At 72.7% G+C, this 15,692-nt stretch carries 13 protein-coding genes; 1 reads left to right on the top strand and 12 read right to left on the bottom strand.

Annotated features, from left to right (window positions below; genetic code table 11):
* Positions 1-425 precede the first annotated feature (425 nt).
* Both OG802_RS13670 and OG802_RS13675 read right to left on the bottom strand, forming a co-directional pair.
* Positions 426-737: a DUF3039 domain-containing protein gene (locus tag OG802_RS13670; RefSeq protein ID WP_329410464.1), complete on the bottom strand. Its 312-nt coding sequence runs from the start codon at positions 735-737 to the stop codon at positions 426-428.
* An 86-nt stretch (positions 738-823) separates the two neighbouring features.
* Positions 824-1,396: a YqgE/AlgH family protein gene (locus tag OG802_RS13675; RefSeq protein WP_256908918.1), complete on the bottom strand. Its 573-nt coding sequence runs from the start codon at positions 1,394-1,396 to the stop codon at positions 824-826.
* 289 nt (positions 1,397-1,685) lie between these two features.
* Here OG802_RS13675 and murA point away from each other — a divergent pair, with 289 nt between their 5' ends.
* Positions 1,686-3,032: a UDP-N-acetylglucosamine 1-carboxyvinyltransferase gene (gene murA, locus OG802_RS13680; protein WP_256908909.1), complete on the top strand. Its 1,347-nt coding sequence runs from the start codon at positions 1,686-1,688 to the stop codon at positions 3,030-3,032.
* An 85-nt stretch (positions 3,033-3,117) separates the two neighbouring features.
* Here the strand turns inward: murA and OG802_RS13685 are convergent, their stop codons facing one another.
* The 10 genes from OG802_RS13685 to OG802_RS13730 form a co-directional block, all read right to left on the bottom strand.
* A complete protein-coding gene (locus OG802_RS13685; RefSeq protein WP_086770499.1) occupies positions 3,118-3,399 on the bottom strand; it encodes an HU family DNA-binding protein in 282 nt (93 codons plus the stop codon).
* 298 nt (positions 3,400-3,697) lie between these two features.
* Positions 3,698-5,116: an NAD-dependent malic enzyme gene (locus tag OG802_RS13690; protein ID WP_329410468.1), complete on the bottom strand. Its 1,419-nt coding sequence runs from the start codon at positions 5,114-5,116 to the stop codon at positions 3,698-3,700.
* A gap of 341 nt (positions 5,117-5,457) precedes the next feature.
* Entirely contained in the window at positions 5,458-7,866 is a 2,409-nt protein-coding gene (locus tag OG802_RS13695; protein ID WP_329410470.1) for a HelD family protein, read from the bottom strand.
* Positions 7,867-7,935: 69 nt separating this feature from the next.
* Positions 7,936-8,715, bottom strand: coding sequence for an anti-sigma factor family protein (locus OG802_RS13700; RefSeq protein ID WP_329410472.1), 780 nt, complete (start codon positions 8,713-8,715; stop codon positions 7,936-7,938).
* A 50-nt stretch (positions 8,716-8,765) separates the two neighbouring features.
* Positions 8,766-9,287: a sigma-70 family RNA polymerase sigma factor gene (locus tag OG802_RS13705; RefSeq protein ID WP_010039908.1), complete on the bottom strand. Its 522-nt coding sequence runs from the start codon at positions 9,285-9,287 to the stop codon at positions 8,766-8,768.
* 350 nt (positions 9,288-9,637) lie between these two features.
* Entirely contained in the window at positions 9,638-10,231 is a 594-nt protein-coding gene (locus OG802_RS13710; protein WP_329410474.1) for a CGNR zinc finger domain-containing protein, read from the bottom strand.
* A gap of 100 nt (positions 10,232-10,331) precedes the next feature.
* Positions 10,332-11,507, bottom strand: coding sequence for a uroporphyrinogen-III synthase (locus tag OG802_RS13715; RefSeq protein ID WP_329410476.1), 1,176 nt, complete (start codon positions 11,505-11,507; stop codon positions 10,332-10,334).
* A gap of 99 nt (positions 11,508-11,606) precedes the next feature.
* The gene (locus OG802_RS13720) at positions 11,607-13,013 is read right to left on the bottom strand and encodes a nitrate/nitrite transporter (RefSeq protein ID WP_329410478.1); all 1,407 of its coding nucleotides are present in this window, start codon (positions 13,011-13,013) and stop codon (positions 11,607-11,609) included.
* Between the two features lie 160 nt (positions 13,014-13,173).
* Positions 13,174-14,262 (bottom strand): hypothetical protein, encoded by a 1,089-nt coding sequence (locus OG802_RS13725; RefSeq protein ID WP_329410480.1) that lies wholly within the window; start codon positions 14,260-14,262, stop codon positions 13,174-13,176.
* 195 nt (positions 14,263-14,457) lie between these two features.
* Positions 14,458-15,636 (bottom strand): acyltransferase family protein, encoded by a 1,179-nt coding sequence (locus tag OG802_RS13730; RefSeq protein ID WP_329417044.1) that lies wholly within the window; start codon positions 15,634-15,636, stop codon positions 14,458-14,460.
* Positions 15,637-15,692: the final 56 nt, after the last annotated feature.

Here is a 15,692-nt window from a genome sequence, read left to right on the forward strand (position 1 = left end):
GCCGGCCGTCGCTGTGCGAGTACGGAAGAAACCACCAGTGCGACAGCCGTGGCGGTGCGTGCCGCCCCGGAGAAGGCGCGTACGCCGCGTTCCGCGGTGTCACGCGGCCTGCCCGCGGGGCCTGTCGCGGCGGTTCCCGCAAAGCTCTCGGAAACGCTTTCCGCGGCCCTTGCCGCGGGCACGCCGAAAAGGGCGTCGAGAACGCGCCGCGAGACCCCGGAACATGATCGGCGAGACGGCCCGGAAGGGGAAGCGGAAGGCGAAGCAGAAGCGAAGGGGAAGCCAAGGGGAACGGGAATCGGAATGGCTCGCGGCGGTCGCCCGGGGGGAACACGGGAGCCGGAGCGGTCGGCGCGGTCGCGGACACGCCGAAGGCCCCCGGACGCGCCGGAGCGCGCCCCGAGGGCCTCGGGGAAGTGAACGGGCTACTTCTTGTCGCCGTCGCCGCCCTTGCCCTTGTCGTCGCCGCCGCCCGCCATGGACTCGAAGATCTCCTTGCACATGGGGCACACGGGGTACTTCTTCGGGTCGCGGCCGGGCACCCAGACCTTGCCGCACAGCGCCACGACGGGCGTCCCGTCGAGGGCGCTCGCCATGATCTTGTCCTTCTGGACGTAGTGGGCGAAGCGCTCGTGGTCCCCGTCGCCGTGCGACACCTGCGGCGTCGGCTCCACGAGGGTCCCCGTCCCCGTGCCTCGCTGGGGCTGGGGCTGGGTCTCAGGCTCAAGAGTGCTCATGGCGCCAAGCGTACTGAAGGCGGGCGGTGATCCCCACGCGCCTCGGGTGGACGGGCCCCCGGGCGGGCGGCCGCGGGAGGGCGGCCTCAGTTGAGGGAGGCGTCGTCCGGATAGGTGGCCACCATCGCCAGTTCGCTGCGCTGGCGGCGCAGCACCTCGCGCCACAGCCGCTCGGGCGCCGGCGAGGAGACGTCGCCGGGTTCGGACTCCACGACGTACCAGGCGCCCTCCACCAGCTCGTCCTCGAGCTGGCCGGGCCCCCAGCCGGCGTATCCGGCGAAGATCCGCAGGGAGCCGAGAGCGGAGGCGAGGAGTTCCGGCGGGGCCTCCAGGTCGACCAGGCCGATCGCGCCGTGCACCCGGCGCCAGCCGAGCGGCGCCCCGTCCACGGCCGCGCCGCCGGGGATGACGGCGACCCCGAGGGCCGAGTCGAGGGACACCGGGCCGCCCTGGAAGACGACGCCCGGCTCGCCGGCCAGGTCCGCCCAGTCCTCCAGGATGTCGCTCACCCCCACGGGCGTGGGCCGGTTGAGGACGACGCCGAGGGAGCCCTCCTCGTCGTGGTCGAGGAGGAGCACCACCGCACGGTCGAAGTTCGGGTCCGCCAGGGCGGGCGTTGCCACGAGCAGCCGTCCTGTGAGCGAGGACACCTCGGTCATGCCAGACATGATCCCGCATCTTCCCGTGATGTGGGGAGCCGATGCGGGGCCGAGCGTGCGGGCAGGTCGGGCGCGTGGGCGCGGCGCGGGCGCACGCGGTGGCACGGGCGGCCGGCGGTGACCCCTCGTGGCCGCCGGGAAACGGTTCGTGTTGTGACACAGCCATGACGTCCCGGGACCGTCCTCGGGCTTACGGCACAGGGGTGGACGGCGATTACTCTGTCTCCTCTGGCCCTGCCCCCACCCAACGGCCCCTGCCCCAGTCCACCATCCATGGAACGCGAGACACATGACCGTCAACGGCTCTGACGACGTACTGCTTGTCCACGGCGGAACCCCGCTCGAGGGCGAGATCCGGGTCCGCGGTGCGAAGAACCTCGTACCCAAGGCCATGGTCGCCGCCCTGCTGGGCAGTGAGCCGAGCCGGCTGCGCAACGTGCCGGACATCCGTGACGTGCGGGTCGTACGCGGCCTGCTGCAACTGCACGGGGTGACGGTCCGTCCGGGCGAGGAGCCGGGCGAGCTGGTGCTCGACCCGACCTACGTCGAGAGCGCCAACGTCGCCGACATCGACGCCCACGCGGGCTCCAGCCGCATCCCGATCCTGTTCTGCGGCCCGCTGCTGCACCGCCTGGGCCACGCCTTCATCCCGGGCCTGGGCGGCTGCGACATCGGCGGCCGGCCGATCGACTTCCACTTCGACGTGCTGCGCCAGTTCGGCGCGAAGATCGAGAAGCGGGCGGACGGCCAGTACCTGGAGGCCCCGCAGCGGCTGCGCGGCACGAAGATCGTGCTGCCGTACCCGTCGGTGGGCGCGACCGAGCAGGTGCTGCTGACGGCGGTCCTGGCGGAGGGCGTCACCGAGCTGGCGAACGCGGCGGTCGAGCCGGAGATCGAGGACCTCATCTGCGTGCTGCAGAAGATGGGCGCCATCATCGCGATGGACACCGACCGCACGATCCGCATCACCGGCGTCGACAAGCTCGGCGGCTACAACCACGCGGCGCTGTCGGACCGGCTGGAGGCCGCCTCCTGGGCGTCCGCGGCGCTGGCGACCGAGGGCGACATCTACGTCCGCGGCGCCCAGCAGCGGTCGATGATGACGTTCCTGAACACCTACCGCAAGGTGGGCGGCGCGTTCGAGATCGACGACGAGGGCATCCGCTTCTGGCACCCCGGCGGCCACCTGAAGTCCATCGCGCTGGAGACGGATGTGCACCCCGGCTTCCAGACCGACTGGCAGCAGCCGCTGGTGGTGGCCCTGACGCAGGCCACGGGCCTGTCGATCGTCCACGAGACGGTGTACGAGTCCCGGCTGGGCTTCACCTCCGCGCTCAACCAGATGGGCGCGCACATCCAGCTCTACCGGGAGTGCCTGGGCGGCTCGAACTGCCGCTTCGGCCAGCGCAACTTCCTGCACTCCGCGGTCGTGTCGGGCCCCACGAAGCTCCAGGGCGCCGATCTCGTCATCCCCGACCTGCGCGGCGGCTTCTCGTACCTGATCGCCGCCCTCGCGGCCCAGGGCACCTCGCGCGTGCACGGCATCGACCTGATCAACCGCGGCTACGAGAACTTCATGGACAAACTCGTCGAGCTGGGCGCGAAGGTCGAGCTGCCGGGCAAGGCGCTCGGCTAGGCGCCGTCCGGCCCCGCGCACGCACCACGATGGGGCGGTACCCGGAATCCGGGTACCGCCCCATCAGCGTTCTCAGCGGAGGCGCTTACTTGCCCTTGGCGGCTTCCTTGAGCTTGCTGCCCGCGGAGACCTTCACGCTGAAGCCGGCCGGGATCTGGATCGGGTCGCCGGTCTGCGGGTTGCGCGCGGTGCGAGCGGCACGGTGGGTGCGCTCGAAGGTCAGGAAGCCGGGGATGGTGACCTTCTCGTCGCCCTTGGAGACGATGTCGCCGACGACCTCGGCGAACGCGGCCAGCACTGCGTCGGCGTCCTTGCGGGTCACCTCGGCGCGGTCGGCCAGCGCGGCCACCAGCTCACTGCGGTTCATGTTGTTACTCCCGTGTTCTTCTTGCCGTTGAGGCGTGCCACGCGGCGGAGCCGCATGTGGGGCACAGCGAAGTCGATGTGCTCGCGCCCAGGGACGCATCCTGCCCCTACCTGCGGCGGGAAAGCCAATCCGGCACCCGCACTCAGGCGTGAGACAACCCATGTGTGTCACACGAAGGCGCGCCAGGCCGCAACCCTAGAGGGCCGCTCACGGCGCGAGGTTCCGCGACGCGCCGTCGCGGGGGCCGCCGTGGCGATCCTCACAGCCGCCGCGGCCCCCACAGGCCATGCCACAGAGCCTACGAGGCCGAGGCGCCCGCCGCCTTCGCGGCCTCCCGTACGGCGCCGGCCACGGCGCCCGCGACCTTGTCGTTGAAGACGCTCGGGATGATGTAGTTCGCGTTCAGCTCGTCCTCGCTCACGACGTCCGCGAGGGCCTTGGCCGCCGCGAGCATCATCTCCGTGTTGACGGTGCGGGACTGCGCGTCCAGCAGGCCGCGGAAGACGCCCGGGAAGACCAGCACGTTGTTGATCTGGTTGGGGAAGTCGGAGCGGCCGGTGGCCACGACCGCGGCCGTCCGGCGGGCGACCGCCGGGTCGACCTCCGGGTCCGGATTCGCGAGAGCGAACACGATCGAGCCCTCGGCCATGGCGGCCACGTCGTCCCCGTCGAGGACGTTCGGGGCGGAGACGCCGATGAACACGTCCGCGCCGCGCACCGCCTGCTTCAGGGTGCCGGTGAGGCCCTCGGGGTTGGTGTTGTCCGCGATCCAGCGCAGCGCGGAGTCGGGGGCCGCGTCGACGAGGTCCTCGCGGTCGGCGTGCACCACGCCGTGGATGTCGGCGACGACCGCGTTCTTGACGCCGGCCGCCAGCAGCAGCTTGAGGATGGCCGTGCCGGCCGCGCCCGCGCCCGACATGACGACCCGCACGTCCCCGACGCCCTTGCCCACGACACGCAGGGCGTTCGTGAGGGAGGCGAGGACGACGATCGCGGTGCCGTGCTGGTCGTCGTGGAAGACGGGGATGTCGAGGGCCTCGCGCAGCCGGGCCTCGATCTCGAAGCAGCGGGGGGCGGAGATGTCCTCCAGGTTGATGCCCGCGAAGCCGGGGGCGATGGCCTTGACGATCTCGACGATCGCGTCGGTGTCCTGGGTGTCCAGGCACAGCGGCCAGGCGTCGATGCCGGCGAACCGCTTGAAGAGGGCCGCCTTGCCCTCCATGACGGGCAGCGCGGCCTTCGGGCCGATGTTGCCCAGGCCCAGCACGGCCGAGCCGTCCGTCACGACCGCAACGGAGTTGCGCTTGATGGTGAGGCGGCGCGCGTCCTCGGGGTTCTCGGCGATCGCCATGCAGACGCGGGCCACACCCGGCGTGTAGATCATGGACAGGTCGTCACGGTTGCGGATGGGGTGCTTGGACTGCATCTCGATCTTGCCGCCGAGGTGCATCAGGAAGGTACGGTCCGAGACCTTGCCGAGGGTGACGCCCTCGATGTGGCGCAGCTGTTCGACGATCTCGTCGGCGTGCGCGGTCGAGGTGGCCGCGATGGTGACGTCGATGCGCAGCTTCTCGTGGCCGGAGGCGGTGACGTCGAGGCCGGTCACCGAGCCTCCGTTGGACTCGACGGCCGTGGTGAGCTGGGAGACCGCGGTTCCGCTCGCGGGCACCTCCAGCCGGACCGTCATCGAGTAGGAGACGCTGGGCGCCGTTGCCATGGCCGACTTCCTCTGCACTGCTGGATCGCGGGTTTGCCGTCCGATCGTCGCACCTACCGGCGAGTACGTGAAAGCCGCCCCTGATTGCGATCGTTTTGTTCTCGGACGGGTCCGGACCCGCACAGAGGAGAGGCCCACGCCACCAGGTGGCGTGGGCCTCTCCGTCGTTCACGACACCGGCCCGCCATGCTCGCCTCGCGGCAAGTGGTCGCTCGTAGCGACGAAGGTTGGGCCCGGGGGCTTGGATCGAGCCGGTGTCACGTCCAGGCTAACAAACGGATGCCCGAACGCCATTCCCGTCCGCGCACTTCGTCGCGACGAATCCGGGCGGGAGCGCTCGCTCAGTCCCGCAGGAGGTCGGGCACGCCGTTCGCGTCCGGCTCGTCCCGGTCCCCCGACACCACGGTCAGCTGCTGGGTGGCCCGGGTCAGGGCGACGTACAGCACCCGCAGGCCGGCCGGGGACTCGTCCGCGATCTCCGCGGGCGAGACGACGACCGTGGCGTCGTACTCCAGGCCCTTGGCCTCCAGGCTGCCGAGGGCCACGACGCGGTCGCCGAGCCCGGCCAGCCAGCGCCTGGCCTCCTCCCGGCGGTTCATCGCGACGACGACGCCGACGGTCCCGTCGACCCGTTCGAGGAGGCGTTCGGCCTCCGCGCGCACGGTCGACGCCAGGGAGCCGCGGACGGCCGTGAACCGGGGCACGACACCCGTCGACCTGACCGCCGACGGGGACTCGGAGCCCGGCATGGCCAGCGCCAGCACCCGGGCGGCCAGCTCGGCGATCTCGGCCGGGTTGCGGTAGTTCACCGTCAGCCGGAAGCGGCGCCGGGGGCGGGAGCCGAGGGCCTCGTCGCGGGCCTCCGCCGCCTCGTCGGGATCCGACCAGGAGGACTGGGCCGGGTCCCCGACGACCGTCCAGGTGGCGTGCCGGCCGCGGCGGCCGACCATGCGCCACTGCATGGGGGTGAGGTCCTGCGCCTCGTCGACGATGACGTGCGCGTACTCGGTGCGCTCCTGGGCGAGCCGCTCGGCGCGCTCGCGCTGGGTCTCCTCGCGCACCGGCATCAGCTCCTCCAGGCCGGTGAGCTGGTCCAGCGGGTCCAGTTCGCGTCTCCTGCGCGGGCGGGCCGGGGTGCCGAGGATCGCCTGGAGCTCGTCGAGCATGGCGATGTCGTGCACGGAGAGCCCGTCGCGCTTGAGGGAGCGGGCCACCTTGCGGACCTCGCCGGGGTTGAGGATGCGGCGGGCCCAGCGGCCGAGCCTGCGCTCGTCGGCCATGGCCGCCAGGACGGACCGCGGGGTCAGCTCGGGCCACCAGGCGTCGAGGAACGCGATGAACGCGTCCTCGGTGCTCACGTCCTCGTCGAAGGAGGAGCGCAGTTCGGCGGCCAGCTCGGGGTCGCTGTGCCGGCCGGCCGCGCCGGAGCGCTCCCACAGGGCGTCCAGGAGGAGCTTGCGGGCGCGCGGGCGCAGCAGGTTCACCGGGGCTGTGCCGCTGAGGGCGCTCTGCCGGACGCGGTCGAGGTCGGCGGCCTCCAGCTCCAGGCGGCGGCCGAAGGCGACGACGCGCAGGCGGGTGGGGGTGCCGGCGGGCGCGGCCGTCCCCCCGGACGCGCCGGGCTCGTCGGACTCGTCGGACATGTCGAGGGTCGGCTGGACCGGGCGGGTGGGGCCCCGGCCGGCGTCGCCGCTCTCCAGGGCTCCGCGCGCGGCCTTGCGCAGCACCTTCAGCATCCGGTACGAGCCCTTGGCCCGGGCGACCGCCGGGGAGTCGTACTGGGTGGCCTCGGCGCCGTCGACGAGGGAGCCGATGGCGCGGACGGCGACCTGGCCCTCCTCGCCCAGCGAGGGCAGGACGCCCTCGGTGTAGGCCACGAGCAGCGGGGTGGGCGAGACGATCAGGATGCCGCCCGCGTACCGGCGCCGGTCCTGGTAGAGCAGGTAGGCGGCCCGGTGCAGGGCGACGGCGGTCTTGCCGGTGCCGGGGCCGCCCTCGACGTAGGTCACGGAGGCGGCGGGGGCGCGGATGACGAGGTCCTGCTCGGCCTGGATGGAGGCGACGATGTCGCGCATGGTGTGGCCGCGGGCCTGGCCGAGGGCGGCCATGAGGGCGCCGTCGCCGATGACGGGCAGCTGCTCGCCGTCGAGGAAGGCCTTCAGCTCGGGCCGCATCAGGTCGTCCTCGACGCCGAGGACGCGCCGTCCCTTGGAGCGGATCACGCGGCGTCGCACGACGCGCCCCGGGTCGACCGGGGTGGACCGGTAGAAGGGGGCGGCCGCGGGGGCCCGCCAGTCGATGACCAGCGGCGCGTACTCGGAGTCGAGGACGCCGATCCGGCCGATGTGGAGGGTCTCGGCGATGTCGGCCGTGTCGTCGGGCCGGACGGCCCCCTCCGCGGGCTCGACGGCGGTGTAGGCGCCGTCCGCGCCCTTCTTGCCGTCCTTGCCGAGGAGCAGGTCGATCCGTCCGAAGAGGAAGTCCTCGAACTCGTTGTTCAGCCGGTTGAGGTGGACGCCGGCGCGGAACACCTGCGCGTCCCGCTCGGCGAGGGCGCCGGGCGTGCCGACCTGCCCGCGCCGGGCGGCGTCGTTCATGAGGAACTCCGCCTCGTGGATCTTCTCCTCGAGGCGTCGGTACACCCGGTCGAGGTGTTCCTGTTCGACGTTGATCTCTCGGTCCCGCACCGAATCCGGCGCTTTTTCCCGGACCGATCCGACCGCGGTCTCCTGCTGTGCCTGAACGGCCACCGGGCCCCCTTCTGACGTGCTGGGCAGCCGTCAACCGTACGCGAAGGGGGCCCGCGAAGCCATGCGCGGCTACGCGTCGATCTGGACGAGCTTCTTGCCCTCGAAGGTCATGACCTCGAAGTGGTCGATCTCGTTGGCCTTGAAGGCGGCGCCGCCCATGACGTAGAGCGGGTTCTTGGCCTGCTCGGTCTTGGCGTTCGGCAGCCCGTATCCCCACGTGGGGACCGACCAGGAGGAGACCGTCTCGCGCTCGCCGTTCTTGCCGACGGCGATGAGCGAGCACTTCTCCGGGCCCGACACGTTCTTCAGCTCGACGCCGATCTCGGTGCCCCAGGTCTTCTCGCCCATGGCGACGGTCGCCGAGACCTTGGAGGCCGGGTCGGTCGCCGAGACGCGGCTGGCGAGCGTGTCGAAGGTCGACTTGGCGGTGTTCGCGGACTTCGTGGCGCTCGCCTCGACGCCCTTGCCCCCGTCGTCGCCGGTCGCCGCGAGGACGGTGAGCGGACCGCCGATGATCAGCGCGGCCGCGGCCGCCACCAGGAAGAACGAACGGCGGCGCTTCTGCGCGCGGCGCTCGGACACCTCGTCGACCAGGCGTTCCGCGAGGCGCGGGCTGGGCCGGGCGGACAGGGAGTCGCCGATCGCGGGTGTGCCGGTGCCCGGCAGGTCCGCGAGGGCGGCCAGCATCGGCTCCATCCCGGCCAGCTCGTCGAGCTGCTGGGCGCACCACTCGCATCCGGCGAGGTGCATCTCGAAAGCGGTTGCCTCGGCGTCGTCGAGGATGCCGAGGGCGTAGGCGCCGACGGTCTCGTGCTCGCTCGGGCTCGGAGACCCCACTGACCCCTGCATGGGACCAGACATACCCGAACCACCTGCTCCGAATCCCCCGTAACTGCTCATCACGCCGTCACCCCCCGCTCCTCCAGAGCCAGCTTCATCGACCGCAGGGCGTAGAACACCCGGGAGCGCACGGTGCCACTGGGTATGCCCAGCGTCTCAGCCGCCTCGTTGACGGTACGCCCCTTGAAGTACGTCTCGACGAGCACCTCCCGGTGGGCCGGGGTCAGGTCGTCGAGCGCGTCGGACAGCGTCATCAGCCACAGCGCCTTGTCGATCTCGTCCTCCGCAGGAATGACCTCCAGCGGCGACGGGTCGACCTCCTGCGGCCGGGCCTGCCGGCTTCGGTGGCCGTCGATGACGATGCGGCGTGCGACCGTCACCAGCCAGGGGCGTACAGAACCGGTCGCCCGATTGAGCTGGCCGGCGTTCTTCCAGGCACGGATCAGCGTCTCCTGCACGACGTCCTCGGCGCGCTGGCGGTCTCCGGCAACCAGGCGCAGGACATACGCAAGCAGGGGTCCGGCATGCTCCCGATACAGAGCACGCATCAGCTCCTCGTCAGGTTCCGAGGGCTGGGACATGCGATGTCGGGCCCTCGATCCACGTTCATTGGCCACGGCCGCATCCTTGCGCACGCCCACCTCCGGTGTCCGGGGGTTCCCCCAGTCAGTCGCTCGACGACGGGTACGCAGACGGGGTGTGGAGTGTTCAAAACAAGGGGACACTTTTCTTCCGGGTGTCATGACGAGGCGGACATGGGGGCACATTCCCACCGTCTTTTCTTTACATTTCCGCCACATCGACAAGATCGGGCCGACTGCCCGCCGACCGGCCCGGGTAAACTGTGTGTAATCGAAATCACGTCCCGGATTCCGCTCTTGCACCGCACGAAAGCCGCATACCAGGCAGCGGGTTGTGCGCCGACGCACCGTCAACTGCGGGCGAGCGCCGCCCGTCTGCGGTGCCTCGCGACCCGCTCCCGGTTCCCGCAGACCTCGCTGGAGCACCAGCGCCGGCGCCGCCCCCGGGACATGTCGACGTAGACGAGGGGGCAGTTGTCCCCCGCGCACTGCCTGAGCCCCGTGCGGGCCACCGGATCGGTGAGCAGCTCCACCGCGTCCCGGGCCACCGCGGCCAGCAGCGCGGCGCATCCGGGCGCTCCGTCCAACGCCCGCACGAGCGAGCCGTCTTCGCCGCGCACCGCGCGCGGGGTGGGGGGCGCGGCGCGGGCCGCCTCGTTCACCCGGGCCAGGGCGCCGTCGTGGTGGGCCGGGACGCCGCCGTGGGGCGGGGAGCCGTTCTGGGCGAGCCGGCCGTGCACCAACTGGCCGACCGAGCGGCGAAGTTCCCGGAAGGCGGGCGGCCAGGCGGCGTCGGCGCGGGTGAGCGGGGTGTCCGGCGGGACGAGCCCGCAGCCGTGGATCCACGCGCACAACGACCCGACGGAGTCGAGGCGTTCGCAGGGGTGCGCGGTCGCGAGCAGGTCGAGGCAGATCCGTCCGGCGTCGAACCGCAGCTCGTCCATGCGCGCGTCACCGCCAGCCGAGGAGCACCCTGAGTAATCCGTCCCCCTCCACAGTGCCCGGCCCCGGCCCCGACCGGAACCCCCCGATCCCGCCGACCCGTCAGGCGTCCGCGTACTTCGCGTCCGCGGCCGGGTCCAGGGCCAGACGGTAGCCCCGCTTGACCACCGTCTGGATCAGCTTCGGCGCGCCGAGGGCCGTGCGCAGACGGGCCATCGCCGTCTCCACGGCGTGCTCGTCGCTGCCCGAGCCCGGCAGCGCCCGCAGCAGCTCCGACCGCGGCACCACCCAGCCCGGCCGCCGGGCCAGCGCCCGCAGCAACGACATCCCGGCCGGCGGCACCGGCCGCAGGCACCCGTCCACCAGCACCGCCTGCCCCCGGATCTCCACCCGGCGCCCGGCGACCGGCAGCACCCGGGCCCGCCCCGGCAACTCCTGGCACAGCAGCTGCACGAGCGGCCCGAGCCGGAACCGCTCCGGCTGGACGGTGTCCACGCCCCGCGCCTGCAACGGCAGCGCGGTGACCGGCCCGACACAGGCCGGCAGCACGTCGTGCTGCAGGGCGCGGAGCAGTTCGGGCAGCAGCCCGCGCTCCTGCGCGCGCGAGAACAGGGAGGCGGCCGCGGGCGCGCTGGTGAAGGTGATCGCGTCCAGCCCGCGCGAGACGGCCGCGTCCAGGAGCCGGTCGAGCGGCGCGATGTCCTCCGGCGGCATCCACCGGTAGACGGGCACCCCCACGACCTCCGCGCCCGCGGCCCGCAGCGACTCCACGAACCCGGGCAGCGGCTCGCCGTGCAGCTGGACGGCGACCCGGCGGCCCTCGACGCCCTCCTCCAGAAGCCGGTCGAGGACCTCCGCCATGGACTCGCTGGACGGCGACCACTGCTCGGTGAGCCCCGCGGCCCGCACCGCGCCCTTGACCTTGGGCCCGCGGGCCAGCAGCTCGACGCCGCCGAGCCGGGCGAGCAGCTGTTCGCCGAGCCCCCAGCCGTCGGCGGCCTCGACCCAGCCACGGAAGCCGATGGCCGTGGTGGCGACCACGACGTCGGGCGCCTGGTCGATGAGGTCCTTGGTGGCGGCGAGCAGCTCGCCGTCGTCGGCGAGCGGCACGATCCGCAGGGCGGGCGCGTGCATGACGGCCGCCCCGCGTCGCTGGAGCAGCGCACCGAGCTCCTCGGCCCGGCGCGCGGCCGTCACGCCCACGGTGAAGCCCGCGAGGGGCCCGTGTTCGCCGGCGCCCCGGGGGGCGGTGGCCGGTTGCTGCTGTTCCTCGTCCATAGTTCTCGTCCCGCTAGGTTCGCGTTCCCGCCTGCATGCCGACGAGCCTGTCAACGGCGCGTGACAGGCTCGGTTCGGCTTCATGTCGCCGGTGTTACGTCACACCTCCGCATAGCTGAGCTGGGGCTCCGCCTCGGATGCCGAGCTGGACGCGGTCACCCTGCCCGCCGGGCGGCGAAGGTATACGGCCCAGGTGACGGCGAAGCAGGCCGCGTAGAAGGCGAGGAAGGCGACGAACGCGCCGGTGCCGGAGCCGTAGGAGAGGAACGACTGGCGGAACGCCAGGTTGATGGCGACGCCGCCGAGCGCGCCCACCGCGCCGATCAGTCCCATGGACGCGCCGGACAGCCGGCGACCGTACGCGGCGGCCTCCTCGCCCTCCAGGCCCCGGGCGACGGCCTTCGCCTGGAAGATGCCCGGGATCATCTTGTACGTCGAGCCGTTGCCGAGGCCGGTCAGCACGAACAGCACCACGAAGACGGCCACGAAGAGGGGCAGCGACTTCTGCATGCTGGCGAAGACCAGGACGGCGGTGGCCGCGCCCATGCCGACGTAGTTGTAGAGGGTGATGCGCGCGCCGCCGTACCGGTCGGCAAGCCTGCCGCCCACCGGGCGGATCAGCGAGCCCAGCAGCGGGCCGATGAAGGTGAGGTAGGCGGCCTGGAGGGGCGTGCGTCCGAACTGGTTGGTCAGCACCTGCCCGAAGGCGAAGCTGTAGCCGATGAACGAGCCGAACGTGCCCACGTAGAGGAAGGACATGATCCAGGTGTGCGCGTCCTTCGCGGACTCGATCGCCGCGCCGGCGTCGTTCTTCAGGGTCGCCAGGTTGTCCATGTACAGCGCGGCGAGCGTGGCGGCGACGACGATCAGCGGGATGTAGATGCCGAGCAGCACGCGTGGCCCGCCGCTCGCGCCGATGACGGCGAGGGCGATCAGCTGGATGACCGGCACGCCGATGTTGCCGCCGCCCGCGTTCAGCCCCAGCGCCCACCCCTTCTTGCGGAGGGGGAAGAAGGCGTTGATGTTGGTCATGGAGGAGGCGAAGTTGCCGCCGCCGATGCCCGCGACCAGGCCGACCAGCAGGAACGTGGTGAACGAGGTCCCCGGCTCCATCACCGCGAACGCGGCGACGCTGGGGATCAGCAGCAGAGCGGCGGAGATGATCGTCCAGTTGCGTCCGCCGAAGAGCGCGACGGCGAAGGTGTACGGCACCCGCACGACCGCGCCGACCAGCGTCACCATGGACGTCAGCAGGAACTTGTCGGCCGGGGTGAGGCCGTACTCCGGGCCCATGAAGAGCACCAGCACCGACCACATGGTCCAGATCGAGAACCCGATGTGCTCGGAGAGGACCGAGAACAGGAGGTTGCGGCGGGCGACCTTCTCGCCCTTCTCGTTCCAGAACGCCTCGTTCTCCGGGTCCCACTCCTCGATCCAGCGGCCCCCCTTCCTCACGGGCGACGGGGGTTCGGGGGCTGTACTCGGGGCTGTACTCGGGGCTGTCATGACGCCTCCACGTGCTCCGGGCTCGGGTGGTCCGGGGGGATGAGCGGTGATGAGTCCCGAAGGTAGGGAGGGCGCGTTTCCGCGCTGTGGCTGTGGGTGACCGGAAAGGAACGTTGCTCTCACCGTGCGGACGGGCCCGGTGAGAGGTCGCGGCGCGCGCTCAGCCCTGCGGTGGCTGCCCGTAGGGGTGGGGAGGCCGAGGCGGGTACGGGGCGGGCGGGGGCTGCTGCGGGTGCGCCTGGGGCTGGGGCCGGACCTGCCCGTACGGCTGCTGGGCGGGGGGCTGCGCATGCTGCTGGGGGTACGGGTGCTGCCCGTACGGGCCGGGCTGGGGCTGGGCGTACGGCGTGGGCTGGGCGTACGGGCCGGGCTGGGGGTACGGGTCGGGGCCGGGCTGGGCGTACGGGCCAGGGGCGGGCTGGGCGTACGGGTCGAGGCCGGGCTGGGCGTACGGGCCGGGGGCGGCCTGGGCGTACGGGGCGGGCGCGGGCTGGGCGTACGGGTCGAGGCCGGGCTGGGCGTACGGGCCGGGGGCGGCCTGGACGTACGGGGCGGGCGCGGGCTGGGCGTACGGGCCGGGCGGGCCGGCGGGGGCGTGGGTGGCGGGGGCCTGGGACGGAAGGCCGGTGCCGTAGGGGTTCTGGCCCTGGCTCGCGGCCATGGCCGGCGTCAGGTACCGCGCCTGCCCGTCCGCGTCGGTCACCGCGACGAACCCCGCGGCCCGCAGCCGGGCGGCCGCCCCGGCGTGGCGGCGGCGGTTGACGACGAAGCCGATGCCGCAGACGGCCATCAGGGCGACCCAGACGACGAAGGAGACGACGAAGTCGTCGCTCGTGCCGCCGAGCCGCAGCCCGAGGATCGCGCAGCCCGCGGTGCCGCCCAGCACGCCGTACCCCATCCGCCGCTCCGCGCTCCGGCCGGTCAGGTCGAAGGTGATGCGCGTCTTGAGGAGGGCGAAGGCGTCCGGGGCCGGCGGCGGCACGGAGACGCCGTCATGGGCGTTCGGGTACCGCGCCCAGTTCTGGGCGGCCCGCGCCCGGGCCTGCGGGCTCGGATCGGGGACGATCAGCATCTTCAGCGCGCTGTTGCGCGACCCGCCGTGCCGCACGTCCACGTACTCGTAGCCGAACTGCTGGGCCACGCACGCGAGCCGGGCCAGCTTCTTCACCGAGGCCATCGGGCTGGTCAGCTCGACGGGCCCGCCCCCCGCCACCGACCGCAGCATGCTCCGCACCTGCCGCTTGCTCACCGGCACTCATCTCCCCCACCGGCCGGACCGTCGGACCGCCGGACCACTGTGCACTTGCGCGACGCCGGGCAGTCTTCCACACGCCCGCGACGCCCGCGGGAGGCGGCCGACCCGGTGCGACCTGGCCTTTGCTCCGGAACGGCCGGCGGGGGCGCGACCGTTCGGCCACGCCCCCGCGCGGGTCGGCGCCCCTGGTCAGGCGCGGTGCGTGCCCGTCCGGCCGTCCGGCCACAGGCGGGGTCTGCGGCGGGCCGCCAGGTCCTCGACCCAGCCGAAGCAGACGACGCAGACCGCCGTCAGCAGCCAGACCGCAGGCAGTTGCGGCCACGGACTCTGAAGGATCCAGGGGGCGTCCGTCTCCAGCCACGGGACGCCCCAGAGGCGGTCCCACAGCCCCTCCACGACCGTGATGCACACGTTGTGCCACAGATAGATCGTGACGGCACGGGAGTTGAGCAGGGTGATCAGCCGGTCCCAGCGGCGCAGCCGCGGCGGCCACTCGCTCCAGGACGGGCTGATGTGCAGAAGGAGCAGGACCGCCGCGAACGACCACAGCGACTGGCCGAACGGCATGTCGTCCAGGTCGTGCCCCTCGCGCAGGTCGTGGCTCAGCGCGTACCAGAGGCCGACGGCGGCGACCGCCGGGGCCAGGGACGGGACGACGTAGCGGGGCAGCCTGCGCAGCACGCCCTCGTGACGCGCCATGCCCAGCAGCCAGCACGCGCCGAACGTGCCGAAGTCGCTGAGAGCGGACCCCAGACGCCAGCCGGGCACCGTCAGCGCGCCGAACTCCAGCGCCGCGCACAGCGCCACCGGTGCGAGGACCGTCGGCCAGGGCAGTCGGCGCAGGGCGCGCAGCAGCAGCGGGGAGAGCAGCACGAACCACAGGTAGGCGCGGATGTACCAGAGCGGAACGCCCAGGTCGGAGCCCCAGTCGTCGCCGATCAGCCCGTGGACGCCGGGCAGGCCCTCGGCGTACGGGGGGTCGCTCACCGGCAGGATCCAGTAGGCGAGGTGCAACCACCACCAGCCGGGACGCCCCTCGGCGTCCGGGCTCCAGCCGCCCGCCAGCATGCCCGTCACGCCGACCGCGCCCAGCAGCCACAGCGGGGGCAGCAGCCGGCGCAGCCGTCCGCGCGCGACCTCCAGCGCGGGCCGTCTGCTCAGCGAGCGCGCCATGAGGTCGCCGGCGAGGGCGAACATCACGCCCATCGAGGGGAAGACGACGGGCAGCCAGGCCCAGCCCATCAGGTGGTAGAGGACGACGCGGAAGAGGGCGACGGCGCGCAGGAGGTCGAAGTAGCGGTCGCGCCCGCCGCCGCCCGTCCTCTTCCCGCCGGCCTCCCCCGCCTCGTCCCGGCGCGGCGCGGGCACGGTGTCGCGCGCCGCGGATCCCGGCGGCTCGGGCGGTCCGGCCAGTCCGGGCAGTT

The sequence above is a fragment of the Streptomyces sp. NBC_00704 genome (genome assembly GCF_036226605.1).
Lineage (GTDB): Bacteria > Actinomycetota > Actinomycetes > Streptomycetales > Streptomycetaceae > Streptomyces.